Origin of the sequence: Zhouia amylolytica (genome assembly GCF_900116365.1) — a bacterium.
In the GTDB taxonomy this organism is placed as follows: Bacteria; Bacteroidota; Bacteroidia; order Flavobacteriales; family Flavobacteriaceae; genus Zhouia; species Zhouia amylolytica.
The window spans coordinates 76,774-100,672 of record NZ_FPAG01000003.1; the positions used below are offsets into that span (position 1 = coordinate 76,774).

Genomic DNA, 23,899 nt, shown 5'->3' on the forward strand with positions numbered 1-23,899 from the left:
AAAAGAATAAAAATGAATGTATTTATAATAGGCTTGGGACTCATAGGCGGATCAATGGCAATTGATATTAAAAAGACCAATCCATCGGTTAAGATGTTTGGGGTTGATGCTGATAAAAGCCATGTGGAACAAGCTTTAGACCTTGGCATTATTGATGAGGGCGCTGAAATGATTGACCTGACAGCGGCCGACGTGGTAATTGTTTCCATACCGGTAAATGCTGCTATTAAGGTTGTGCCTGAGGTTTTGGACATCGTAAATGATGAAACCTTGGTTTTTGATGTAGGTTCTACTAAGTCGTTAATTTGTAGTGAGGTGGCAAGTCATCCTAAGAGAAGAAATTTTTTAGCCACGCATCCAATTGCAGGTACCGAATTTTCAGGACCAACAGCAGCAATAGCAGATTTGTTTAAGGGTAAAACGAATATTGTTTGTGAGGTTGAAAAAACCGCTTTTAAGTTGCAAGAACGAGCCATGAAGATTTTTTACGAATTAGGAATGAGGATTCGCTACATGGAACCAAAAGCACACGATAAACATATAGCGTATGTTTCTCACTTATCGCATATTAGTTCTTTTATGCTAGGAAAGACAGTAATAGAAAAAGAAAAGAACGAACGTGATATTTTTGACATGGCTGGGAGTGGATTTGAAAGTACGGTAAGGTTAGCCAAAAGTTCACCAGCTATGTGGACTCCTATTTTTGAACACAATAAGGAGAACGTCATTGAAACCCTGGAAGAATATATTAATAACCTTCAGAGGTTTAAAGAATTAATGGAGCAAGATAATTTTTCTTCAATTTATGAAGAGATGCAGAATACCAATAGAATTAAAGAAATATTAGCAGGAATATCAATCAAGACAAATTAAATTAGAAAATTTAAAAAATGGAAAATTCAAAGGAGTTAAGAACGTGGTTAGATGATCTCGGATTAGATCACCCACTGGTAATTGCAGGGCCATGTAGCGCAGAAACAGAAGAACAGGTGTTGAAAATAGCACATCAATTAAAAGATACTGATGTGAATTATTTTAGAGCAGGTATTTGGAAGCCGCGCACACGTCCTGGAAATTTTGAAGGAGTAGGAGCTCTCGGACTTAACTGGTTGAAGAAAGTAAAAGAAGAAACTGGAATGAAAACTGCTACAGAGGTAGCAAATGCAAATCACGTTGAACTTGCTTTAGAAGCAGATGTTGATCTTTTATGGATCGGTGCAAGATCTACAGTGAGTCCTTTTATTGTTCAGGAAATAGCGGATGCTTTACAAGGAACAGATAAAGTGGTCTTGGTAAAGAATCCAGTGAATCCAGATCTTTCATTGTGGTTAGGAGGGATCGAACGTCTTTATAAAAGTGATATTAAAAAATTAGGAGTAATTCACAGAGGGTTCTCTACTTATGAAAAAACAAAGTACAGAAATATTCCGGAATGGCAATTAGCTATTGAATTACAAAATAAATTCCCAGACCTCCCACTTATTTGCGACCCTTCACATATTAGTGGTAAGAGAGATTTGATCTTTGATGTTTCTCAGACTGCATTAGATTTAAATTATGACGGCCTGATGATTGAGACTCATTTCGACCCGGATAATGCATGGAGTGATGCTGCTCAACAGGTTACTCCTGAAAGCCTGGTGCAGATTATGAAAGATCTAAAGATTAGAAAAGAAACTGATGCAGAGGCTGAATATAATAACAAGTTGAATCAACTGCGTGCACAAATTGATGTTATTGATAATTCTATTATAGATACCTTAGGTAAGCGAATGAAGGTAGCAGATGAGATTGGTGCATTGAAGAAACAAAAGAATGTTGCTGTACTTCAGTCTAAACGTTGGAATGAAATTCTTGGCAATATGATTTTAGAAGGTGAACAAAGAGGATTAAGTGAAGAATTCGTCTTAAAAATGTTTAAGGCTATTCACCAGGAATCGATCAACCATCAGGAAAAGATTTTGAAATCTTAAATAAAAGAAAGCCCTGAAAAGGGCTTTTTTTATTTTATTGGCGGAGATTTACTTATTTTGCCATAAAATAGTTTTAATGACAGGAACGGTTTATAAATCTACCGGTAGCTGGTATACAGTGAAAACTTCAACAGGAGAAGTTTATGAATGCCGTATAAAGGGGAAATTCAGGATTCAAGGGATTAAAAGTACAAATCCGGTAGCAGTAGGTGATGTGGTGGAATTTGATCTGGAGACTATTGGTGACGACAAAATTGGCGTTATTAAAGAAATCCATGACCGCGAAAACTACATCGTCCGTAAATCTGTAAACCTTTCCAAACGAACCCATGTTATTGCAGCAAATATCGATCAGGTATTTTTAATTGTTACAGTCAGTAACCCTGTTACCTATACTTCATTTATAGATAGATTCTTAGTGACAGCTGAGGCCTATGATATTAAAGCCATTTTATTATTTAATAAAATAGATACCTATTCGGATGAAGATAAGGCACAAGCCGGGTATTTAACCGAAATATATCGCAAGATTGGATATGAGTGTTTAGGGGTTTCCGCCAGAACAGGGGAAAATGTGGATAAGGTTAAAGAAATGATGAACGGAAAAACTTCCATGTTCTCAGGTCATTCCGGCGTTGGGAAATCCACTTTAGTCAATAAAATTGAGTCTGGTTTAAATATAAAAACTGCAGAAATTTCAGAGTATCATCAACAAGGTCAGCACACAACCACATTTGCAGAAATGTACGACTTGAGCTTTGATGCTCGTATTATTGATACCCCTGGTATCAGAGGTTTTGGAGTGGTTGATATGGATAAGGATGAAATAGGAGATTATTTCCCTGAGTTTTTTGCTTTAAAAGGCAATTGTAAGTTCAATAATTGTTTGCATGTCGATGAACCAAAATGTGCTGTTAAAGAAGCTTTGGAGAAGGATGAAGTCTCGTGGTCTCGATATAGAAGTTATTTACAGTTGCTAGAAGGGGATGACGAACCCTATCGTACTGATATTTATGGGGAGGAGTAATAATAACCGTTTAAATTTTATATTGTAATGCGAGCAGTAATTCAACGTGTCAATGAAGCTAGTGTCACTATAAATGGTGAAGTGAAATCCGCGATAGATAAAGGGGTGCTCATTTTGTTAGGGATTGAGGAGGAAGATGGTAAAGATGATATAGAATGGCTTTCCAGAAAAATATCGAACCTTAGAATTTATAATGATGAGAATGGTGTAATGAATCGATCGCTAATTGATGAAGGAGGGGATGCTATTGTGGTTAGCCAGTTTACCTTGCATGCATCAACAAAAAAAGGCAACAGGCCTTCCTATATTAAAGCAGCTAAACCTAATGTTGCAATTCCAGTTTATGAAGCTTTTGTGACTCATCTTGAAAAGGATTTGAATAAAAAAGTTGGAACAGGTGAGTTTGGAGCCGATATGAAAGTGGCTTTAATTAATGATGGTCCGGTAACCATAATCATAGACACCAAGAATAAAGAGTAAGATTCAAGGTTGTAGGAATTTCTTCTTTTTTAGATAATTTTGGTTATATTTAACACGATTTTAAGATAAATCTGTTAAGTATGTTTAGGAAAATTCTTCCTTTTTGTTTTTTTATATTCGTAGGTCTTACCGCTTTATGGGCGCAACAAAGTAAGTATTATCAGGCCAGTACAATTCCGTTATCGCTTAAAAAAGAAGCCAATGCGGTCATTCGATTTTCTGAGATGAAAATAGAACTCGAATCCCAGAATTTAATGAATGTTAAAGGTAAAAGAATTGTTGCCGTTTTAAATAAATTAGGTAACAATGATTTAGGAGTGTATTTATATTATGATGATAATGTTAAAATCAAAAATATAAAAGCAGTCATTTTTGACGCATTCGGAAATGAAATTAAAACAATAAAACAAAAGCATTTTAAAGACGTAAGCGCAGTAAGTGGAGGTACCTTATATTCAGATTCCAGAGTGTTATATTTAGAATATACTCCAGTGTCATTTCCTTTTACTGTTGCCTACGAATATGAATACGAAACATCCAATACGGCTTTTATTCCAACATGGAGTCCTTTGGAAGGCTTTAGAGTAAGTACTGAATTAAGTACCATAGCAATTACGGACCAGACAGGTTTAGGATTAAGGGCAAAGGAGAAAAACTTTCTTGACTTTCCTGGAATTGAAAATCAATCTACTGAAGAAACAATTACCTATACAGCAAAAAACTTGGAAGCTGTCGAATATGAAGAATTTAGCCCATCATTGAGGTCTTATAAACCTCAAGTGTTATTCGCAATATCTAAACTTCATTTGGAGGGAGTAGATGGAGAAGTTCACAATTGGGCAGATATGGGAAAATGGCAATATGATAATTTGCTTGTCGGAACGGATGAACTGCCGGAAGATACAGTCAATAAAATGAAGGTTTTAACGGCAGACCTGGAGGACCCGCTTGAGAAAGCCAAGGTTGTCTATCAGTATATGCAGGAGAATACAAGGTATATAAGTGTTCAAGTGGGTATTGGAGGGTGGAGGCCAATAAAGGCAGAAATAGTTGATGAGGTTAAATATGGAGACTGTAAAGGATTAACAAATTACACAAGAGCTCTTTTAAAGGCGGTAGGAGTAAAGTCTTATTATGCCGTTGTTTATGCCGGATCTGATAAGAGAGGGATGGAAGAAAATTTTGCTTCCATGCAGGGAAATCACGTCATACTCAATATTCCTTCGGACAATGGAGATGTCTGGCTTGAATGCACTAGTCAGATACATCCTTTTGGGTTTTTAGGTGATTTTACAGATAACCGAGACGTACTGGTGGTAACTGCTGAAGGTGGGGTTATCAAGCGAACACATGCCTATAAGGACGATAGGAACCATCAACAGATAAATGCGGAATATAAATTAGATGAAACAGGGAGTATTAGTGGTGAAGTTTTAATTAAAACTAGTGGAATACAATACGATCAGCATTTTGTTATTAACGATTATTCGAAGGACGAAATTGAAGAACATTACAAAAGTTATTGGAGTAATATCAATAATTTAAACATTGAAAGTTTTAATCTTGAAAATGAAAAAAGCAATATCAAGTTCATCGAAAAAATTCAAATATCCGCTACGAAATATGCCTCCTTGGCAGGTGAAAGGATGATTTTTGCACCAAATGCTTTCAATAAACTAAGTAATATTCCAAACAGGTATAGAAACAGAAAAATGCCGCTGGAGATTGATAGAGGATTTTTTGATGAGGATGAATTTAGTGTTCATTTACCAGAGGGATATGAAATAGAGGCAATGGCCGAAAGTAAATCAATAGAAAATGAATTTGGAATCTATAAGGTAGATCTTATAAAGAATGGCGATAATTCTATTAAATTAAAACGTAGTTTGATCATTCATGAAGGTAGGTATTCGAAAGAAAAGTATGCTGCATTTCGTGAATTTTTAATGAAAATAAATAAATGCGATAATGCCAAAATTGTTTTAATCAAAAGTTAACCGCTACCAAATAAATCATTATGAAATTTAAAATTACAATTGTTTTAATCTTAACCTCATTCTATTTTTCAACAGCACAGGATTTTGATTTTGGAAAAGTTTCCAAAGAGGAAATTCTGGAAAAAGTTCATCCTGGAGATTCTTCAGCTCCAGCAGCTATTTTATTTAAAAAAGGACGTTTAACCATGGAGTATGATAATGGATGGTATTATAATTTAGAAGTAGAGGCCAGAGTTAAAATATACACGAAAGAGGGGTATAGTTATGCTACAATGGCTGTGCCATTATATGCAGGTAAAAACCGTTCAAATGATGAAGAGATGAGAAGCCTGAAGGCAATTACATACAATTTGGAAAATGGCAAAGTAACGGATGAAAAAATGAAGAAAAGTGGTGAGTTTTTAGAAGAAGTTAATGATTATTGGAATCAAAAAAAGTTTACCCTGCCTAATGTTAAGGAAGGTTCGGTGATAGAATATAAATATCGAATTCGCTCTCCGTATATTCATAGTTTGCCTGAATGGAAGTTTCAGTATGATATACCTGTTAATCATATAGTGTATAAGACTGAAATTCCCGAATATTTAGGGTATAAAGAATTTAATAAAGGATATTTTGCTATTAAACGTAACACAACAGCTTTTAAGAAAACGATGAGCATGAGGTATCAGTATAGTGAGCCAGGGAAAGTGACAACGAGTGCGCATAAAACTCAAACATCTAATTTAGAGGTTTTGTGTAACATTACTGAATATGAGGGAACTTCAGTGCCAAAGTTAAAAGATGAGAATTACGTAAATAACATAGATAATTACAGAAGTGCTGTAAAACATGAGCTGGCTTATACCAAAATGCCTAGTTCACCAATTGAGTACTTTAACCAAACCTGGGAGCACGTTACAAAAACGATATATGAATCATCAAACTTTGGCGGACAGTTGGTGAAATCAGGTTATTTTGAAAATGATATTCAAGACTTGGTTAAGGAAGTTCAAAACCCTATGGAAAAGGTGGCATTAATTTACAACTATGTTAAACAAATAATGAATTGGAATCAATACACCGGCGTGTATTGTAGCGATGGAGTTAAAAAGGCATATAGTTCAAAAACTGGTAATGTGGCGGAGATTAATTTAATGCTTACTGCAATGTTGCGTTCCCAGGGTGTCAATGCGAATCCGGTCTTGGTAAGTACACGAAATCATGGAGTTCCTTTTTTTCCAACGAAAGATGGATTCAATTATGTCATTTGTGCCATTGAAATAGATAACTCTTTAATTTTGTTAGACGGTACAAGTAAGTTTAGTGGGCCAAATATACTTCCTGAAAAGACCTTGAATTGGTTTGGAAGATTGGTTAGAGAAAATGGTAGTTCAGCAGAGGTGAATCTCATGCCTTCGAGCCCTTCTAAATCCTTAGTGAATATGATGGTTGATTTAAATGAGGATGGTACTTTGAAAGGAAAATATAGAAGACAACTTACCAAACATAGAGCCTTGACTTATCGTCAAGTCTATTCTATTATGGCAGAAGACGAATATGTAGAAAACATTGAAAATGCTTTTGAAGGTATTGTTGTCGAAAACCATGAAGTGAAAAACATGGAAGATCTTTCTAAACCAATCGTTGAAAGTATTGATTTTAAAAAGGAAGGTTCTGCAGATGTAATAGGTGATAAAATATACTTCTCTCCATTGTTTTTCTTTACCCGTAAGGAAAACCCGTTCAAACTGGAAAAAAGAGAATTTCCAATTGATTTTTCGTACCCAAAATCAAATCGGTATATGGTAAATATAAATATCCCGGAGGGGTATAGAATTGAATCTTATCCCGAACCAATGATTTTAAAGTTGCCAGAGGATTTGGGAATGTTTAAATTCGTAACGAAAATATCTCAGAATGTAATTCAATTAAGTATTAGTACCGATATTAATAGTGCAATAATTAGTTCGGTATATTATGATACAATTAAGGAGTTTTATAAGCAATTAGTTGCAAAGCAAACGGAAAAAATAGTGTTGACTAAAGTATAATCATGAATATTAAGGATTCTCAATTAGCCGTAGATCAGTGGATAAAAAAACACGGAGTTCGTTATTTTAACGAATTGACAAATATGGCACAACTAACTGAAGAGGTGGGCGAAGTAGCAAGAATAATTGCTAGACGATATGGAGAGCAAAGTGAAAAAGAGAGCGATAAGGAAAAGGATTTAGGAGAGGAACTGGCCGATGTGGTTTTTGTGGTGCTATGTTTGGCAAACCAAACCGGGATTGATCTTCAAGAGGCCTTTGATAAAAAAATGGATCATAAAAGCAGACGCGATCACGATCGACACCATAGTAACGAAAAGCTTAAATAATGTTATTTAAAGATTCCCGCAATTGCGGGAATCTTTTTTAAATTTACACCTTATTTAATAAATAGTTTTAAAGTGAATTTACACCTTCATTCTTCGGTAACCAAGCTAATAGAAAATATAGAAATAACGGGGTCTAAAAGCGAAAGTAACAGGGCATTACTATTACAGGCTTTATATCCGGCATTGCACATAGAAAATATATCTAATTCAGATGATTCTGAAGTAATGCAAAAGGGATTGAAAATTTTAAATGGGGAGGTAGATATTCACCATGCAGGAACAGCTATGCGCTTTTTAACTACATTTTTTGCTACCCAAGAAGGTAGAGAGGTGGTGCTTACAGGTTCTCAACGTATGAAAGAACGTCCAATTAGAATTTTAGTGGATGCCTTAAAACAATTAAATGCTTCTATCGAGTATACTGACAATGATGGTTATCCACCATTAAAAATAGTGGGAAAAAACCTTTCAGCTAATAAAGTAACCATGGCGGCCAATGTGAGCAGTCAATATATATCTTCGATATTGCTTTCAGCGCCGTTTCTGCAAAACGGTATTATTTTGGAGCTTGAAGGTAAGATAACCTCTGTGCCTTATATAAATATGACCTTAGGATTACTGAGTCAAATTGGAGTGACCTCTACTTTTGAAGGAAATGTAATCAAGGTTGAACCTATTGCTGATATAGAAAAAGCCAAGACAATTGTTGTTGAGTCTGATTGGAGTTCAGCCTCGTATTTCTATAGTATAATCGCTTTGTGTGATGTAGGATCAACCATTAAACTTTCCAGTTACAAAAAAGACAGCCTTCAGGGTGATTCGGTTTTAACAGAGATTTATAAAGATTTTGGAGTGGCGACTACCTTTGAAGATAATACAATTAGTATAACTAAAGAGAGAGCGGTAGCCAGGGATACTTCCATTCAAATAGACTTAAGTAATGCCCCGGATATAGCACAAACAATAGCTGTGACTTCTTTTGGATTAGGGATCGCATGCGATTTAAGTGGATTGCATACCCTTAAAATTAAGGAAACAGATAGACTGGAAGCTTTAAAAGCGGAGCTTGGTAAGTTAGGCGCAGAAATTGAAGTTACGGATAAGGAATTGCATCTTAAGCCTTCTGATTATATCAATCCTGATATAGCTATTGATACCTATAACGATCATAGAATGGCTATGGCATTTGCACCATTGGCATTAAAAACTTCTATCATTATAAACGATGCAGAAGTGGTGTCTAAATCATACCCGGATTTCTGGAATGATATGAAGAAATTACATTTTAATTTAAAGGAATTATAAGCCTAAATTAGAATTAATTGCCTATTTCCTTGACAACCCCTGTTTTAGGATTGTATATTTGCAGGCTTAAAAAATACTTTTTTAGATGAAATTATCTCATTTTAACTTTGATCTTCCGAAAGATTTGTTGGCTGAGTATCCATCAGAATCGAGAGATGAAGCTCGCTTAATGGTGGTGCACCGAGAAACAGGAGAAATTGAACATAAACTTTTCAAAGACCTTATCGACTATTTCGACGAAGGGGATGTTATGGTGCTTAATAATACCAAAGTATTTCCTGCTCGTTTGTTTGGTAATAAAGAGAAAACAGGTGCGCGTATCGAAGTGTTTTTGTTAAGAGAACTGAATGCAGATCAGCGTTTATGGGATGTTTTGGTTGACCCGGCAAGGAAAATCAGAATCGGAAATAAATTATATTTTGGTGAAGATGAAAGCCTTGTTGCAGAAGTGATTGATAATACTACATCAAGAGGTAGAACCCTTCGTTTTTTATATGATGGTTCTTATGATGAGTTTAGACAAAAGCTTAGTGAATTAGGGGAAACTCCATTGCCAAAATATATCAAAAGAGATGTTGAGCCAGAGGATGAAGAGCGTTATCAGACGATTTATGCAAAGCATGAAGGAGCAGTAGCTGCACCAACGGCTGGACTACATTTTTCAAAGCACTTGCTGAAACGTTTAGAGATTAAAGGAATTGATTTTGCGGAAGTAACCTTACATGTTGGCCTGGGAACTTTCAACCCTGTTGAGGTTGAAGATCTTTCTAAGCATAAAATGGACAGTGAAGAGCTTTATATCGATGATAAATCTGTTGATACTGTTAACAGTGCAAAAGCTAAAAAACATAAAGTATGTGCCGTTGGGACAACCGTAATGCGAGGTCTGGAAAGCTCAGTTTCTTCGGCAAGAACTTTGAATACATTTCAAGGTTGGACTAACAAGTTTATATTCCCTCCTTATGAGTTTAGCATTGCGGATTGTATGATCACAAACTTTCATACACCGAAATCAACATTGTTAATGATGGTTTCAGCATTCGCAGGGCACGACCTTATGATGAAGGCCTATAAAGAAGCGGTAAAAGAAAAATATAAATTTTATTCATACGGAGATGCAATGCTGATTTTGTAATCCCTCAGGATAAATGAAAATATCGTAGGGTCCTGCTGAAAAGCAGGACCCTATTTTATATATAAAAGGAGGTATTTTAATAATTCGTATTTTATTAGATATCTTCACTATTTTTGCAATATGATGGAAGTAACTAAAAAAGATATAAGAGCACTTACCAAAGAAGAACTAAGAGCGTTTTTTGTTTCCAACGGAGATAAGGCTTTTAGAGGAAATCAGGTATACGAGTGGTTGTGGAATAAGGCAGCTCATTCTTTTGAAGATATGACCAGCATTTCCAAAGAAACTCGTAAAATGCTGAATGATAACTTCGTAATTAATCATGTGAAAGTAGATCATATGCAGCGAAGTAATGATGGTACCATTAAAAATGCTGTAAAGCTTTATGATGGATTGATCGTAGAATCGGTTCTTATTCCTGCAGCAACTCGTACCACCGCGTGTGTTTCAAGTCAGGTAGGTTGTAGTTTGGATTGTAAATTCTGCGCTACAGCAAGGCTTAAACGTATGCGAAATTTAAATCCTGATGAAATATATGATCAAGTCGTAGCTATAGATAATCAGAGTCGTTTGTATTATAACAGGCCTTTGTCAAATATAGTATTCATGGGAATGGGAGAACCACTTATGAACTATAAGAACGTTATTAAGGCTATAGATAAAATCACATCCCCGGAGGGGTTAGGAATGTCACCCCGAAGAATTACGGTTTCAACCTCAGGTGTCCCCAAAATGATCAAAAAACTTGCTGATGATGAGGTTAAATTCAAATTAGCTGTTTCGTTGCATGCAGCCTTAGATGATGTTCGAACCTCTATAATGCCATTCAATGAAAAGTTTCCGCTGGATGATCTAAGGGAGGCCTTGGAATACTGGTATGCGAAAACAAAAAGTAGAATCACATATGAATACGTAATTTGGAAAGGTATTAATGATTTACGTAAGGATGCAGAAGCTTTAGTTCGTTTCTGTAGGTTTGCACCATCTAAAGTTAATTTGATCGAGTATAATCCTATTGGAGATGATCAATTTAAGCAGGCTGGTAATGATGCAATAAGTATGTATCAGGATCTGCTTGAGCGAAACGGAATAACTGTTACCGTTCGAAGATCTAGAGGTAAAGATATAGATGCTGCATGTGGGCAATTAGCGAATAAATCTTAATGAAGTTGTTCCTAATTATTCAAGCGAATTTTTTGCTAATATTTTTTTAGTAAATACTATCTTTGAAACCGCGAATGAAGATAGTAGAGCAAATTAAATCACCAATAAGAGAGGAAATGGAACTTTTCGAGAAAAAGTTCTACGATTCTATGTCCTCAAAAGTAGCCCTCCTAAACCGTATTACCCATTATATAGTTAATCGAAAAGGGAAACAAATGCGTCCAATGTTTGTTTTTCTGGTTTCCAAATTAGTTTCAGGTGGTAAGGTCAATGAACGAACCTATAGAGGTGCATCTGTTATTGAATTGATTCACACAGCTACTTTGGTACATGACGATGTTGTTGATGATGCAAATCTTAGAAGAGGTTTCTTTTCAATCAATGCTCTATGGAAAAATAAGATTGCAGTATTGGTTGGTGACTACTTATTGTCAAAGGGGTTATTACTTTCTATAGATAACAATGATTTTGATCTGCTCAAAATTATTTCCGTGGCCGTTCGTGAAATGAGCGAAGGTGAGTTACTTCAAATAGAGAAAGCGCGTCGACTGGATATCACAGAAGAGGTTTACTACCAAATTATTCGCCAAAAAACAGCAACGCTTATCGCAGCGTGTTGTAGTCTGGGAGCCTGCTCTGTAAAACCAGATTCTGATGACGTTGAGCGTATGCGTAAGTTTGGTGAGCTTATTGGAATGGCATTTCAGATAAAAGATGATTTATTTGATTATACCGACGGGCCAATAGGTAAACCTACTGGCATTGATATTAAAGAGCAAAAAATGACGCTCCCCCTGATATTTACCTTGAATAATTGTACTAAGAAGGAAAAGGACTGGTTAATTAATTCGGTAAAAAATCATAATAAGAATAAGAAAAGAGTAAAAGAGGTCATTAGCTTTGTTAAGAGTAATGGTGGACTTGAATATGCTGAAAAAAAGATGATTGAATTTAAAGAAGAAGCATTGTCTTTGTTGGAGCAATATGAAGAATCAAACTATAAAGAATCTCTTAAGCTAATGGTAAATTACGTTATAGAGCGTAAAAAATAATTTCTTTCCCCCAATTTTAAATCCTCAACCTACACTTTGGTTTTGTTTTTGAAAAAAAAATAGTTGTCAGGCAACCTTTTTAATTTTAGATGCGTCTATGTAAATAGAAACACCAATGAAACAGATCTTGAAGGTCATACAGCTTCATACCAACGAAAATAAACTTATAAAACGAAGTATAAGAGGAGATAGGGAAGCGCAACATAAACTATATGTGCGTTATGCACCGAAGATGCTATCCGTTTGTCGCTTTTATATAAAAGATATTCATTTCGCTGAAGACACCATGATCCAAGCGTTTTGTAAAGTTTTTACAAATCTTGAATCATATAGGAATGAAGGAAGTTTTGAAGGCTGGATTCGTAAGATTATGATCCGTGAGTGCCTGTCATTTTTAAGAAGTAAGAATAGGGTGTTGTTTCTTGAAAACGAAAGTATTTATTCAGACAGTGAATGTGTTCAGGATAATTATCAGCAATTAATTGATGCTGAACATATTCAACTAATGATAGATGCATTGCCAGATGGATATAAAATGGTTTTTCTCCTTTTCGCTGTCGAAGGATACTCGCATAAAGAAATAGCTGAAAAACTGGCTATCAAAGAGAGTACTTCAAAATCTCAGTTATTTAAGGCAAGGAAAATGTTACAGGAAAGAATTAATGAATTTAAAAATCAAGAATATGAAACGCAATCATCTTGATGAACATATAAAAAAGTCGCTGGAAGTGCGATCCATTGAACCTGGTGAAAGAACATGGAGCAGGTTGAATGAAATGTTAGACGCAGAACAAACAGTAGTTCCATCAAGGAAGAGAGCTTACTATTGGGTAGCTGCATTATTAGTAGTGGCACTTTTAAGTAGTGTGTTTTTGTTTAAACCAACAACAGAAGAAGGAGCTATAGAAGTTGTTGATGTTACTGAAGATGTGCCTGCAGGAACAGATTCGGCAAATGAAAAGATGAAAGAGGTTCCCGTTAAAGAAAGGGAATTTGTGGTCGTTGACACTAAGGATAGCAAATCACCAATTGAGCGTAAAAATCAAAAATTAAAATCTAATCCAAGAGTTCCAAACAAAATAATTGACACCTCCAAAGAACTAGTTGTAGCTGTTGAATATGAACAATCTGAAGAGGATAAAAAAGTAGATGAGGTGGTTTCAAAAATTGTAGCAATGAGTGAAAATAATGAAGTTACCGATGCAGAACTTGAAGCTTTGTTAATGCAGGCTCAGAAGGATATACGCAAAAATCATATAATAAAACATACAGATAGCCTAAGCGCAATGGCACTTCTACTTGAAGCCGAAACTAAATTAGATCAATCTTTTAAGGAGAAAGTTTTCGATGCCTTAAAAGAAAGTTTCGTGAAAGTAAAAACAGCTGTCGCTGAGCGAAATCAGTAGTTCATTCATCAATCAAAATTTTATAAATCATGAGTAGGATTATAGTTTATATCGCGATAGCGATACTAGTGAGTAGTGTTCAGAAAATATCAGGACAAGTTAAATCTGATAGTACAAAAACAGAATACATAGCAAAAAAAATTGAACTGCTTGAGTTTCAAAAGGAGCAAATAGTTAAAGCAGAAAAGGAAAAGTTGAAATTAGAAGTACAGCGTATTTCTGATTTGGAAAGTAAAGGGAAGATATCTAAGGAGCTAGCGCAAAAGGAAAAAGAAGCAGCAGCTAAAACCGCAGCCTTGAATATAAAAAACAAAACTGCTATTATAGATAATAAAATTGCCTTGCTAAAAAGGGGGGAGGAGCCAACTGCTGATGTGATTAAGGAAAAAGAAGATGAGGACTACTCGGTAGTATTTAGTGTTGGAGATGATATTGATGGATATTATCAGGGATGGCTCAATATAAAGTGTAAAGAAGGGTGTGAAAGAGTTTACGATAGACGTACCTATTCTGATTTAATAGTGGCTTTTGGATTAAATCATTCATTAATCGATGGTATTTCGTTTAATGATAGTCCATACAAAGTAGGAGGAAGTAAGTTTTTTGAATTAGGGTGGCAATGGAAAACTCGAGTGTTTAAAAATAGCAACGCGGTTCGTTTTAGTTATGGAATCTCATATCAATCTAACGGTATTAAAGCGGATGATAATCAGTACTTTGTTAAAAATGGAGATTTAACGGAATTAGAAAACTTTGATGGCGATGTAAGAAAGGCAAAATTAAGAATGGATAATCTCGTTGTGCCATTGTATTTAGAGTTTGGTCCCTCGAAGCGTATAGATCGTGAAGATTATTTTAGATATTCAACCCGTCACAAGTTTGTATTTGGTATTGGAGGATATGCAGGATTGAATTTGAGTACCCGACAAAAACTTAAATTCACTACAGATGGTGATAAATCAAAAGAGAAAATAAAGGATAATTACAATACTGAAAACTTTATATACGGTATAGCGGGGTACATTGGTGTGGGTGATATTTCTTTATACGCGAAATACGATTTGAACTCCATGTTTAAAGATCCGAATACAGATCAGCATAATATTTCACTTGGATTACGTTTAGAACTTTAGTCCTTCAGCATTATTCATTACTTTTGATTCCCGTTTTTTTAAGCGGGAATTATTATTTTTATGCAAAACAGTCAGGGATTTGATTTCTAAAGAAACCATAGATAAAGTATTTGAAACTGCTCGATTAGAGGAGGTAATAGGTGATTTTGTTCAATTGAAAAAATCGGGTGCTAATTTTAAAGGATTAAGCCCGTTCACCGATGAACGAACGCCAAGTTTTATGGTCTCCCCTGTAAAACAAATTTGGAAGGACTTTAGTAGTGGAAAAGGGGGGAATGTTGTTTCCTTTTTAATGGAGCATGAACATTTCACCTATCCGGAGGCCGTTAAATATCTTGCTAAAAAGTACAATATTGAGGTAGAGGAGACTGAACTTTCCAGTGAGGATAAGGAGCAGGCAAATGAGCGTGAAAGTATGTATTTGGTTTCTGAATTTGCACAAAAGTATTTTGCGGAAACTTTATGGGAGTCAGAATTGGGAAAAGCTATTGGCCTGACTTATTTTAAGGAAAGGGGATTTAGAAGCGATACCATTAAAAAGTTCCAGTTGGGGTACTCACTGGATGAATGGGAGGCTTTTACCAAAGAAGCCCTGGACAATGGTTATAAAATTGATTACCTCGAAAAAACGGGTCTTACAATAGTCAAAGGAGATAAGAAGTTTGATCGATTTAAGGGCAGGGTGATGTTTCCTATTCATTCGATGAGTGGAAGAGTGCTAGGATTTGGAGGTAGAATACTAACCAATGATAAAAAGGCCGCTAAGTACTTGAATTCTCCTGAGAGTGATATCTATCATAAGAGTAAGGTTCTTTATGGGTTATATCAAGCGAAACAGGCAATAGCCAAAGAAGATAATTGCTATTTGGTAGAAGGGTATACAGATGTTATTCAATTTAATCAAACGGGGATTGAAAATGTGGTATCCTCTAGTGGAACTGCATTGACCCCTGAGCAAATAAGGTTAATTAATAGATTAACTAAAAATATAACCGTTCTTTTTGATGGTGATGCTGCGGGATTAAGAGCTTCTTTAAGAGGTATTGATCTTATTTTAGAGCAGGGGATGAATGTAAAGGTCTGTACCTTCCCTGAGGGTGAAGACCCAGACAGCTTTGCTCGTAAAAATGCTTTGGAAGACCTAAGCTTATACCTTCAGGAAAATGCTCAGGATTTTATTCAATTCAAAGCTTCTATTCTTGTAAAAGACGCAAAAGGAGATCCTGTTAAAAAGGCTGATACCATTCGAGACATTGTGAATAGTATCGCAAAAATCCCGGATAGAATTCAGCGAGAAGTGTATATACAGGAATGTTCACGTATTATGGATATTTCTGAAGATGTACTATTTAATACCTTGGCGCAAATTGGAAAGCATGAGTTGCGGGAAGCGGGAAAACAGCATAGGCAAAAGCAGAAACAAAAAGCTTTTGATGTTGTAAGGAACGATGAAGATAAGAATGTAAAGAAAGTTGATTTTCAACAGGAACTAGAAAGGCAAATCATTCAGTTGTTACTGTTGTATGGGACAAAGACAGAAGAGTTTGAGGATTTGTTGCTAAAAGAGAATGAGAAGGGAGAGTTAGTTTTAGAACCTGAGGTACATAGTGTAAAAGTATTTGAGAAAATATATGTCGATCTTCAGCAAGATGAAGTTGAACTTACAAATCCTATATTCAAGGTTATTTTTGAAGAATTGGTTGTTCATTTAAGTCAGGGAGAAGAAGATTTTAGTGTTGATTCTTTTATTAGTCACGCGGAGCCTCAAGTCGCTTCGGAAATCACCTCGATTTTAATGGAGGACGAAAAGTATATGTTGCACAATTGGGAGCGTAAAGATATTCTGGTGAAGGGCAAAACAGCTTCATTATCTCAGCTGGTGACAGAGACAATTCTTAACCTACGGTGCCATTTGATTGAAAAGAGGGTAGAGCAACTCCAGGATGCCACAAAACAAAAAATTGATGGTAACAATCATGATGTTTTAGAGGAAATCATGAGCTACCATCAATTAAGAATGTTACTGTCAAGAAAACTCAACAGGGTATTGTAATTAGATTAGTAGAGTTCTAATGCCTTAGCTTGTTGTAGTAAATCAACTAAGTTGTCAACATTAAGTTTACGCATTAAGCGAGCTTTATAGGTACTTACTGTCTTTTCATTAAGCCCCAGTTCTTGTGCGACAAATTTATTTCGCTTTCCTGCAGCTAGAAGTTTAAGTACTTCAATTTCTCGGGTAGAAAGCTTTCTGAAAAACCTTCTTGGTTTGTTGGTGCTCTCGTCAAAAGCCAGTCTTTGCGCAAGTTCGTTGGTGATGAACATACCGTTATTTGAAACTTTTGAAATAGCCTCATAAAGCAAATCTGTATCAGCATCTTTTGATAAGTATCCATAGGCACCTGCCTTAATAGTGCTCAAAGCATATACATCTTCTGGTTGAGAGCTAAACATTAAGGTTTTTGTGTTCGGATACTCCTGTTTGATTTTTCTGAGGGCTGTTATACCATTTACTTCTGGTATATCCATCTCCATCAGAACAATATCTGCTTGCTTTTTAGACAAGAATTCAAAAAGCTCGCTGGTCGAGCTAACATTACCGACGATTTTAACGTCTTTATGTTCGCCCAAAACAGCCTCAATACCTTTTTGAATGATAGGATGGTTGTCAGCCACTAAAACTTTAATCATAATAATTTTGTTTAAGGGTTAGATTTTAGCAACCGTACATAATAGGTCAAGCGTAAAGATGTAGAAAACACTTTAGCTATTGTCGGCTTGGGGGTATAATATGTAAAGATAGTTAATAAAATTCTCACTGCAAAATTTACACTTGAAACAATCTTCGAAATGACTATTCTTTTAGATGAAGAGGTATTTCGCAAACTGGAATAGGAATCATTTTGTGTTTATTAGTAGTGTTATACTTAATATAGATTTCAAAAACTTCTCGCTGTCTACCTTCAAATTCTGATGGATTCCTACCTTCTTTATCCATTTTCATTGCCCATTCAAGTTCGGGGTATGAAGCGCCTATCTGATCTTCATCTGTTCGGTTGTCGCCCCATAGCCCATCAGTAGGTGCAGCGTCTATAATTTCTTGATTAATTCCCAGTTCTTTGGCAATTGCATATACCTCAGTTTTTAATAGATCAGCAATTGGACTTAGGTCTACACCTCCATCACCATATTTTGTGAAAAATCCGACGCCAAAATCTTCAACCTTATTACCGGTACCTGCAACTAACAGTTTTTCCAACGCTGCGAAGTAATAAAGGGCTGACATTCGAAGGCGAGCTCTCGTGTTGGCAAGTGCTAAAAACCTTTCCTCCTCCTCTTCCACTTGTGGGAAAGCATTAACCATTGAGTCAAAGACGTTAGTTAAATTAACTTGCTCCATCTTAATGTGGTCAAAGTTAGCCTTTAGCCAATCAATATGATTTAATGCTCGGGTAACTTGTTTAGGGGATTGATGAATCGGCATTTCAAGACATAGTACCTTTAAACCTGTTTTAGCACATAGGGTTGAAGTGACAGCAGAATCGATCCCTCCCGATATCCCTATGACAAATCCATTCATTCCTGAATTATCGGCATATGTTTTAAGCCAATTTACTATGTAATCAATCACCTCCTGGGTTTTCATAATATCAAGTTTACATTAACTTTGCACGCAAATTTAACTTATTCACGCAATTATCAAAATATATTGTAGCTTAAGCTCGTTAATTTGTATCAATGAAGAAATTTTTAAGCGTTTTTTTTGCAATTTATGCAGTAGGTTGCAGCCCGGAGAATAATAAAGAGGCAGAAATATCGAAGATAGATGTTTCGTTTGAGGTGGAAAGGTTTGATAAAGTACTTTCCAAATCAGATATTTCCGATCTTCCAGAATTGAAGAAGGAGTACCCGATGTTTTTTCCTGATAGTTACCCTGATAGTGTCTGGCAACAACGTTTTAAGGATACGTTGCAGAGGGAGCTTATAGTTGAAACGGTGAAGGTTTATGAGAATTTCGATAAGGAAGCATTAGCTTTAAAATCGTTATTCCAACATGCTAAATATTATTTTGATGATTTTATCGTTCCCAAGATAATTACCCTGACCACTGAAGTTGATTATCGCAACAGTATAATTTATTCTGATACGTTATTGCTGATTGGTTTAGATAATTATTTGGGTAGTGAACATAAGTTTTATCAAGGAATCCAAGCGTACATAAAGGATGATTTTGATAGAAGTGCTATTGTGGTAGATGCCGCGTCAAAAATTGCCCGAAGTCAGCTGGCCTTACCTTCTGATCGAACCTTCTTATCGACGATGATCCTGTATGGAAAAGAACTGTTTTTAAAGGATCTTTTAATTCCTTCAAAAACAGATGCTGAAAAAATAAAATATTCTCCAGCAGAATTTAATTGGGCTAAAGAAAACGAGGAATACATTTGGAGGCATTTTGTAGAGAATAATATGCTGTTCTCCGCAGATCAAACGTTAAAAGTTCGATTTATAGAACCAGCGCCATTTTCTAAGTTTTATTTATCATTTGATGCTGAATCTCCAGGTCGAATAGGTCAATTTATTGGTTGGCAAATTGTTCGTTCGTATATGGAAAACAATGACGTATCTTTGCAGCGAATGTTGCAGGCATCAACTGAAGAAATTTTTAATAATTCAAGATATAAACCAGGTAAATAATGGGAAAAAATCACACATCTAATATAAATTTAAGAGTAGAATTAGACGAAAACAGAATTCCTGAAAAGCTGCAGTGGACCGCTGAAGATGGAGGTGTTTCAGAGGAAGAAGCAAAAGCTTTATTATTGTCGGTATGGGATAGTGAAAAGAAGGAAACCTTAAGAATAGATTTGTGGACGAAAGAAATGACCGTTGACGAAATGAAAATATTCTTTCATCAAACTCTTTTGGGGATGTCTGACACTTTTTATCGCGCAACTCAAGATGAGAAAATGACAGCAACCATGAAGGATTTTTGTGAGTATTTTGCAGAGAAGTTGGAAATAAAAAAATAAAACTGTTACAAAATCAGCTTTGACTCGTCTTTTATGTAGAACCAATTATAAAAGAATTATGAGAAAGCTGATTTTTGTTTTTGTTGTCCTGATCGTTTTTGCTTCTTGCGGTGTTAAGACACCATATGATACCTTCAGGGAGGAAAATCAAGACGACGTTGTGTTTTCCTTAGGGGCATCCAGATTTTTGACACATCTTTTTATGGATAAAGATGATTTGGATGAATATAAGCAGATAGTAGATGGTGTGTCTAAATATAGAGTAATGGTGTTCGATAGAAGGGCAAAAGGTCTTAATAAGCGTTTTGATGATTTTGTTTCTAAAAAAGGGTATGAACAACTGTTTTATTTAAAAGATGACGGAACCCTGGTTAACTTATACCTGTACAATCGATTTGGCAAAACCAAAGAGGTGATTTTCAGAGTTCATGATGGAGACGATTTGGTGGTCATCAGTGCAGAAGGAAAAGATATTAAAATAGGGAATATTCAAAAAGAACTCAATAAGGTAGTTCGGAATTAAGAGCCTTTAAGTTCGTTGTTTATGTTTTCTATGTAGTTTAAAACATCATCTCTTCCTGCACCTGAAGAAGAAGAGGTGATGAAATGATTTGGGGCTTCTTCCCAAGCATCTTCTGTGAGTTTTTGAAGATAATTTTCAGCATTTCTTTTGATGGCTCCGGGTTTTAATTTATCAGCTTTTGTGAAAATAATGGAGAACGGAATGCCATGTTCTCCAAGCCATTGCATGAACTCTACATCTACCTTTTGTGGTGAATGTCTAACATCAATTAAAACAAAAGCCGAGACCAGTTGTTTTCTCTTTTCGAAATACTCCACTATGAATTTCTGAAACTTACTTTTGACGGATTTCGAAACTTTTGCATAACCATATCCGGGAAGGTCAACCAAAAACCATGAATTGTTAATTTTGAAATGGTTGATGAGTTGAGTTTTTCCTGGTTTTCCCGATGTTTTTGCCAGGCTCTTTCGTTGTGCTAACATGTTGATTAGTGACGATTTACCTACATTGGAACGGCCAATAAATGCATATTCCGGAATGAGGTCCTTTGGGCATTTATCAACATTAGTATTGCTAATAACAAACTCAGCCGATTTGATATCCATTATCTAAAAGTTTCTTTTTTGTAACCAGTGTTCCAGTATATCGTTAAAGTCATTTGGATGTTCCATCATTGGAGCATGACCACATTCGTCAATCCAATAGAGGTCGGAATCAGGTAATAACTCATGAAATTCAACGGCTACATTTGGAGGTGTAACATTGTCCTGCTTTCCCCAAATTATACAAGTTGGTGTATGCATGTGAGGTAAGTCCTTGGCCATGTTGTGTCTTATGGCGCTTTTGGCAATAGCCAGAGTCTTAATAAGTTTGTTACGATCATTAACGGTTTCGAAAACTTCATCAACGATTTCCTTGGTAGCTACCTTTGGATCGTAAAATACATCTTCGCTTTTCTTCTTGATAAACTCATAGTCACCTCTTTTAGGGTAACCATCACCCATTGCGTTTTCATATAATCCTGAGCTGCCGGTAATGACAAGGGCTTTCACTTTTTGAGGGTAAAGTTTGGTGTGTAGAAGACCAATATGACCTCCTAAGGAGTTTCCAAGTAATATGACCTCATCAAGTTGTTTAAATTCAATGAATTGTTCTAAATATTTTGCAAAGCTCTTAACGTTAGTTTTTATAAGAGACATGCTGTAAATGGGTAATTCCGGGATAAGAACCTTGTATCCTCTTTTTGAAAAATATTCTGTAACGCCATTGAAGTTGCTTAGTCCTCCCATTAAACCATGTAGAATAATCATTGGGGTGCCTTCGCCAACTTCTAAATAACTGAATTTTCCTTCTTTCTTAATATCGTGAACCATAGTGGTTATTTGCATTTCCTGAGAAACAAATATAGGGATTTCGATATTATATCAATCAAAAATTAAAAATAGCTGTAAAATCAGATTTTAAGAGGAAAAATATTAAAGAAAAATCTTATTAAATAGCATCTTTGTCGACTTTTTAATGTGTTGATAGTCTATGTTTTAGTGCGTTTTATCTAGTATTGGGCAAAATTTATTAACAAAGTGGTAGAAAGTGGTAAAAAGTGGTAAATAAATCTTTATATTTGAACATTGAAGGGAAAACTGTATTCAGTAATGATCAATTTCATCGGAACATATGAGTGTAAGGCAGATGCAAAAGGAAGAGTGATGCTTCCTGTTGCATTAAAGGGACAATTGTCTCCCGTCTTACAGCAGGGTTTTGTGTTGAAGCGATCCGTTTTTCAGCCTTGTCTTGAGTTGTATCCGATGGAGCAGTGGAATTTACTGATGCAAAAAATGAACAAACTTAATCGCTTCGTTAAGAAAAACAATGATTTTATAAGACGTTTTACTGCCGGTGTAAAGATTGTAGAGGTGGATAACACGGGTAGGTTGCTGATCCCGAAAGACTTGGTTGGATTTGCAGAAATCCAGAAAGAAGTTGTGCTTTCTTCTGCTATCAACATAGTTGAGATTTGGGATAAAAATAAGTATGAACAGGCTATTGATGATGCTGCAATTGATTTTGCTGATTTGGCCGAAGAAGTTATGGGAGGAGACAATGAACAAGAGTTATCATAATCCGGTTTTATTAAATGAGACCGTTGACGGTCTGGCTATCAGAGAAGATGGCGTTTATGTGGATGTCACTTTTGGTGGTGGAGGTCATTCCCGTGAGATATTGAAAAGGTTGGGGCCGAATGGAAAGCTGTATGCTTTTGATCAGGATGAGGATGCTTTAGCAAATGCCATTGATGATGATAGATTTGTATTGATTAATGAGAATTTTAGATATATAAAAAGGTTCTTAAGGTTTTATGGAGTTAAACAGGTAGACGGGATTCTTGGAGATTTTGGGGTTTCATCACATCAGTTCGATGAAGCCGAAAGAGGTTTTTCTACTCGCTTTGATGCTGATTTGGATATGAGGATGAGTAAAAAGAATGCCTTGTCAGCATATGATGTGGTTAATGAATATGAGCAAAAAGAACTAAGGATGGTTTTGAGTTTATATGGAGAATTAAGGAATGCTCCTAAGATAGCCAGGTTGATTGCAGAGGCAAGAGAAAAATCACCTATCGAAACAACAAGTCAGTTAAAAGAGGTTTTAAAAAGTTTGTTGCCTAAGCATAAAGAGCAAAAGATATTGGCTCAGATTTATCAGGCGATACGAATTGAGGTTAATCAGGAGGTTGAGGTGTTGAAGGAATTTTTGTTGCAAACACCAGAATTACTACCTGAGGGCGGAAGGCTTAGTTTGATCAGTTATCATTCGTTAGAAGATAGGTTGGTGAAACGATTTATAAGAAGTGGGATGTTTGAAGGAGAGCCGGAAAAGGATATGTATGGTAATATAGATGTGCCATTTAAAAAGGTTGGAAAGCTGATTGTTCCATCAGCCGATGAGATTAAAGAAAATAACAGGGCAAGAAGTGCAAAATTGAGAATTGCTGAACGCATATGAAGAAAAAAATTCAGGAAATATTAAAAGGTGAATTTTTAGTGAGCGATGATGCCGCTAAGAACTGGAAGTTTATTCTTTTTGCTTCTATTCTTGCTGTGGTCATGATAACAAGTTCACACAATGCCGACAAGAAGGTTTTTGCTTTAAACGAATTAAGTAAAGAGGTTCTTGAACTTCGAAGCGAGTTTGTTGACGTAAGAGAAAAAGTTCAGCAAATGCGTTTAGAGAGTAATGTGACGCAACAATTAAGTGAGAAAGGTTTATATCCATCAACTATCGCCCCTAAAAAAATAAAAGTAGTTAGTCAATAAT

The 23,899-nt window shown here is 35.7% G+C and carries 25 protein-coding genes; 21 read left to right on the forward strand and 4 right to left on the reverse strand.

Features of this window, described 5'->3' with window-relative positions:
• The first annotated feature begins 12 nt into the window (after positions 1-12).
• The 15 genes from BM361_RS05370 (at position 13) to dnaG (ending at position 17,087) form a co-directional block, all read left to right on the forward strand.
• A complete protein-coding gene (locus BM361_RS05370) occupies positions 13-873 on the forward strand; it encodes a prephenate dehydrogenase (RefSeq protein ID WP_038266393.1) in 861 nt (286 codons plus the stop codon).
• 17 nt (positions 874-890) lie between these two features.
• Positions 891-1,973, forward strand: a complete 1,083-nt coding sequence (locus tag BM361_RS05375; RefSeq protein ID WP_074977476.1) for a bifunctional 3-deoxy-7-phosphoheptulonate synthase/chorismate mutase type II — start codon at positions 891-893, stop codon at positions 1,971-1,973.
• Positions 1,974-2,049: 76 nt separating this feature from the next.
• Positions 2,050-3,000 carry a ribosome small subunit-dependent GTPase A gene (gene rsgA, locus BM361_RS05380; protein WP_038266388.1) on the forward strand — a complete coding sequence of 317 codons (951 nt, stop codon included), beginning with the start codon at positions 2,050-2,052 and terminating at the stop codon, positions 2,998-3,000.
• 27 nt (positions 3,001-3,027) lie between these two features.
• A complete protein-coding gene (gene dtd, locus BM361_RS05385; protein ID WP_074977478.1) occupies positions 3,028-3,480 on the forward strand; it encodes a D-aminoacyl-tRNA deacylase in 453 nt (150 codons plus the stop codon).
• Between the two features lie 80 nt (positions 3,481-3,560).
• Positions 3,561-5,477: a DUF3857 domain-containing protein gene (locus tag BM361_RS05390; RefSeq protein ID WP_074977480.1), complete on the forward strand. Its 1,917-nt coding sequence runs from the start codon at positions 3,561-3,563 to the stop codon at positions 5,475-5,477.
• A gap of 20 nt (positions 5,478-5,497) precedes the next feature.
• Positions 5,498-7,510: a transglutaminase family protein gene (locus BM361_RS05395; protein ID WP_074977482.1), complete on the forward strand. Its 2,013-nt coding sequence runs from the start codon at positions 5,498-5,500 to the stop codon at positions 7,508-7,510.
• A 2-nt stretch (positions 7,511-7,512) separates the two neighbouring features.
• Complete coding sequence (locus BM361_RS05400) at positions 7,513-7,839, forward strand: nucleotide pyrophosphohydrolase (RefSeq protein WP_038266378.1); 327 nt, start codon at positions 7,513-7,515, stop codon at positions 7,837-7,839.
• Positions 7,840-7,911: 72 nt separating this feature from the next.
• Positions 7,912-9,144: a 3-phosphoshikimate 1-carboxyvinyltransferase gene (locus tag BM361_RS05405; RefSeq protein ID WP_074977485.1), complete on the forward strand. Its 1,233-nt coding sequence runs from the start codon at positions 7,912-7,914 to the stop codon at positions 9,142-9,144.
• An 85-nt stretch (positions 9,145-9,229) separates the two neighbouring features.
• Entirely contained in the window at positions 9,230-10,279 is a 1,050-nt protein-coding gene (gene queA, locus BM361_RS05410) for a tRNA preQ1(34) S-adenosylmethionine ribosyltransferase-isomerase QueA (protein WP_074977487.1), read from the forward strand.
• Between the two features lie 123 nt (positions 10,280-10,402).
• Entirely contained in the window at positions 10,403-11,443 is a 1,041-nt protein-coding gene (gene rlmN, locus BM361_RS05415) for a dual-specificity RNA methyltransferase RlmN (RefSeq protein ID WP_074977824.1), read from the forward strand.
• Positions 11,444-11,517: 74 nt separating this feature from the next.
• The gene (locus BM361_RS05420; RefSeq protein WP_074977489.1) at positions 11,518-12,495 is read left to right on the forward strand and encodes a polyprenyl synthetase family protein; all 978 of its coding nucleotides are present in this window, start codon (positions 11,518-11,520) and stop codon (positions 12,493-12,495) included.
• Between the two features lie 115 nt (positions 12,496-12,610).
• Entirely contained in the window at positions 12,611-13,198 is a 588-nt protein-coding gene (locus BM361_RS05425; protein ID WP_254785736.1) for an RNA polymerase sigma factor, read from the forward strand.
• Entirely contained in the window at positions 13,179-13,901 is a 723-nt protein-coding gene (locus BM361_RS05430; RefSeq protein ID WP_139226618.1) for a hypothetical protein, read from the forward strand. Before BM361_RS05425 ends, BM361_RS05430 begins: the two co-directional genes overlap by 20 nt.
• Before the next feature lie 29 nt (positions 13,902-13,930).
• On the forward strand, positions 13,931-15,034 hold the full coding sequence (locus BM361_RS05435) for a porin family protein (protein ID WP_074977493.1): 1,104 nt from the start codon (positions 13,931-13,933) through the stop codon (positions 15,032-15,034).
• Between the two features lie 79 nt (positions 15,035-15,113).
• On the forward strand, positions 15,114-17,087 hold the full coding sequence (dnaG, locus tag BM361_RS05440) for a DNA primase (RefSeq protein ID WP_038266364.1): 1,974 nt from the start codon (positions 15,114-15,116) through the stop codon (positions 17,085-17,087).
• 5 nt (positions 17,088-17,092) lie between these two features.
• Here the strand turns inward: dnaG and BM361_RS05445 are convergent, their stop codons facing one another.
• On the reverse strand, positions 17,093-17,722 hold the full coding sequence (locus BM361_RS05445; protein WP_038266361.1) for a response regulator: 630 nt from the start codon (positions 17,720-17,722) through the stop codon (positions 17,093-17,095).
• Positions 17,723-17,885: 163 nt separating this feature from the next.
• Positions 17,886-18,677, reverse strand: a complete 792-nt coding sequence (gene nadE / locus BM361_RS05450) for an NAD(+) synthase (RefSeq protein ID WP_038266359.1) — start codon at positions 18,675-18,677, stop codon at positions 17,886-17,888.
• Positions 18,678-18,769: 92 nt separating this feature from the next.
• Here nadE and gldB point away from each other — a divergent pair, with 92 nt between their 5' ends.
• The 3 genes from gldB to BM361_RS05465 are packed head-to-tail and all read left to right on the forward strand — an operon-like array spanning position 18,770 to position 20,584.
• Complete coding sequence (gene gldB, locus BM361_RS05455) at positions 18,770-19,726, forward strand: gliding motility lipoprotein GldB (RefSeq protein WP_074977494.1); 957 nt, start codon at positions 18,770-18,772, stop codon at positions 19,724-19,726.
• Positions 19,726-20,061, forward strand: a complete 336-nt coding sequence (gldC, locus tag BM361_RS05460) for a gliding motility protein GldC (protein ID WP_074977496.1) — start codon at positions 19,726-19,728, stop codon at positions 20,059-20,061. The genes gldB and gldC overlap by 1 nt, the downstream gene beginning before the upstream one ends.
• A gap of 58 nt (positions 20,062-20,119) precedes the next feature.
• Positions 20,120-20,584 carry a DUF4252 domain-containing protein gene (locus BM361_RS05465; RefSeq protein WP_038266351.1) on the forward strand — a complete coding sequence of 155 codons (465 nt, stop codon included), beginning with the start codon at positions 20,120-20,122 and terminating at the stop codon, positions 20,582-20,584.
• Here BM361_RS05465 and yihA read toward each other — a convergent pair.
• Together yihA and BM361_RS05475 are read right to left on the reverse strand one after the other, a co-directional pair.
• Positions 20,581-21,189 carry a ribosome biogenesis GTP-binding protein YihA/YsxC gene (yihA, locus tag BM361_RS05470; RefSeq protein ID WP_074977498.1) on the reverse strand — a complete coding sequence of 203 codons (609 nt, stop codon included), beginning with the start codon at positions 21,187-21,189 and terminating at the stop codon, positions 20,581-20,583. The two genes, BM361_RS05465 and yihA, sit on opposite strands and share 4 nt — an antisense overlap.
• A gap of 3 nt (positions 21,190-21,192) precedes the next feature.
• Positions 21,193-21,957: an alpha/beta fold hydrolase gene (locus BM361_RS05475; protein WP_038266349.1), complete on the reverse strand. Its 765-nt coding sequence runs from the start codon at positions 21,955-21,957 to the stop codon at positions 21,193-21,195.
• A 279-nt stretch (positions 21,958-22,236) separates the two neighbouring features.
• On the opposite strand from BM361_RS05475, the gene mraZ reads away from it, so the two are divergent.
• From mraZ to BM361_RS05490, 3 genes are read left to right on the forward strand one after another with little or no spacing between them, the layout of a single operon-like run.
• Entirely contained in the window at positions 22,237-22,704 is a 468-nt protein-coding gene (gene mraZ, locus BM361_RS05480; RefSeq protein ID WP_074977499.1) for a division/cell wall cluster transcriptional repressor MraZ, read from the forward strand.
• The gene (rsmH, locus tag BM361_RS05485; protein ID WP_074977501.1) at positions 22,685-23,587 is read left to right on the forward strand and encodes a 16S rRNA (cytosine(1402)-N(4))-methyltransferase RsmH; all 903 of its coding nucleotides are present in this window, start codon (positions 22,685-22,687) and stop codon (positions 23,585-23,587) included. Before mraZ ends, rsmH begins: the two co-directional genes overlap by 20 nt.
• On the forward strand, positions 23,584-23,898 hold the full coding sequence (locus BM361_RS05490; RefSeq protein WP_038266345.1) for an FtsL-like putative cell division protein: 315 nt from the start codon (positions 23,584-23,586) through the stop codon (positions 23,896-23,898). Before rsmH ends, BM361_RS05490 begins: the two co-directional genes overlap by 4 nt.
• The last annotated feature ends 1 nt before the right edge of the window (position 23,899 follow it).

Excerpts from the sequence above, each read along its gene's own strand:
- BM361_RS05435 (WP_074977493.1), top strand. The coding sequence starts at position 13,931 with ATGAGTAGGATTATAGTTTATATCGCGATAGCGATACTAGTGAGTAGT.
- queA (WP_074977487.1), top strand. The coding sequence starts at position 9,230 with ATGAAATTATCTCATTTTAACTTTGATCTTCCGAAAGATTTGTTGGCT.
- BM361_RS05475 (WP_038266349.1), bottom strand. The coding sequence starts at position 21,957 with ATGGTTCACGATATTAAGAAAGAAGGAAAATTCAGTTATTTAGAAGTT.
- BM361_RS05370 (WP_038266393.1), top strand. The coding sequence starts at position 13 with ATGAATGTATTTATAATAGGCTTGGGACTCATAGGCGGATCAATGGCA.
- BM361_RS05490 (WP_038266345.1), top strand. The coding sequence starts at position 23,584 with ATGAAGAAAAAAATTCAGGAAATATTAAAAGGTGAATTTTTAGTGAGC.
- BM361_RS05400 (WP_038266378.1), top strand. The coding sequence starts at position 7,513 with ATGAATATTAAGGATTCTCAATTAGCCGTAGATCAGTGGATAAAAAAA.
- BM361_RS05390 (WP_074977480.1), top strand. The coding sequence starts at position 3,561 with ATGTTTAGGAAAATTCTTCCTTTTTGTTTTTTTATATTCGTAGGTCTT.
- mraZ (WP_074977499.1), top strand. The coding sequence starts at position 22,237 with ATGATCAATTTCATCGGAACATATGAGTGTAAGGCAGATGCAAAAGGA.
- yihA (WP_074977498.1), bottom strand. The coding sequence starts at position 21,189 with ATGGATATCAAATCGGCTGAGTTTGTTATTAGCAATACTAATGTTGAT.
- gldB (WP_074977494.1), top strand. The coding sequence starts at position 18,770 with ATGAAGAAATTTTTAAGCGTTTTTTTTGCAATTTATGCAGTAGGTTGC.
- BM361_RS05395 (WP_074977482.1), top strand. The coding sequence starts at position 5,498 with ATGAAATTTAAAATTACAATTGTTTTAATCTTAACCTCATTCTATTTT.
- rsmH (WP_074977501.1), top strand. The coding sequence starts at position 22,685 with ATGAACAAGAGTTATCATAATCCGGTTTTATTAAATGAGACCGTTGAC.
- rlmN (WP_074977824.1), top strand. The coding sequence starts at position 10,403 with ATGGAAGTAACTAAAAAAGATATAAGAGCACTTACCAAAGAAGAACTA.
- gldC (WP_074977496.1), top strand. The coding sequence starts at position 19,726 with ATGGGAAAAAATCACACATCTAATATAAATTTAAGAGTAGAATTAGAC.
- BM361_RS05375 (WP_074977476.1), top strand. The coding sequence starts at position 891 with ATGGAAAATTCAAAGGAGTTAAGAACGTGGTTAGATGATCTCGGATTA.
- BM361_RS05465 (WP_038266351.1), top strand. The coding sequence starts at position 20,120 with ATGAGAAAGCTGATTTTTGTTTTTGTTGTCCTGATCGTTTTTGCTTCT.
- BM361_RS05420 (WP_074977489.1), top strand. The coding sequence starts at position 11,518 with ATGAAGATAGTAGAGCAAATTAAATCACCAATAAGAGAGGAAATGGAA.
- BM361_RS05425 (WP_254785736.1), top strand. The coding sequence starts at position 12,611 with ATGAAACAGATCTTGAAGGTCATACAGCTTCATACCAACGAAAATAAA.
- BM361_RS05445 (WP_038266361.1), bottom strand. The coding sequence starts at position 17,722 with ATGATTAAAGTTTTAGTGGCTGACAACCATCCTATCATTCAAAAAGGT.
- BM361_RS05430 (WP_139226618.1), top strand. The coding sequence starts at position 13,179 with ATGAAACGCAATCATCTTGATGAACATATAAAAAAGTCGCTGGAAGTG.
- rsgA (WP_038266388.1), top strand. The coding sequence starts at position 2,050 with ATGACAGGAACGGTTTATAAATCTACCGGTAGCTGGTATACAGTGAAA.
- nadE (WP_038266359.1), bottom strand. The coding sequence starts at position 18,677 with ATGAAAACCCAGGAGGTGATTGATTACATAGTAAATTGGCTTAAAACA.
- dtd (WP_074977478.1), top strand. The coding sequence starts at position 3,028 with ATGCGAGCAGTAATTCAACGTGTCAATGAAGCTAGTGTCACTATAAAT.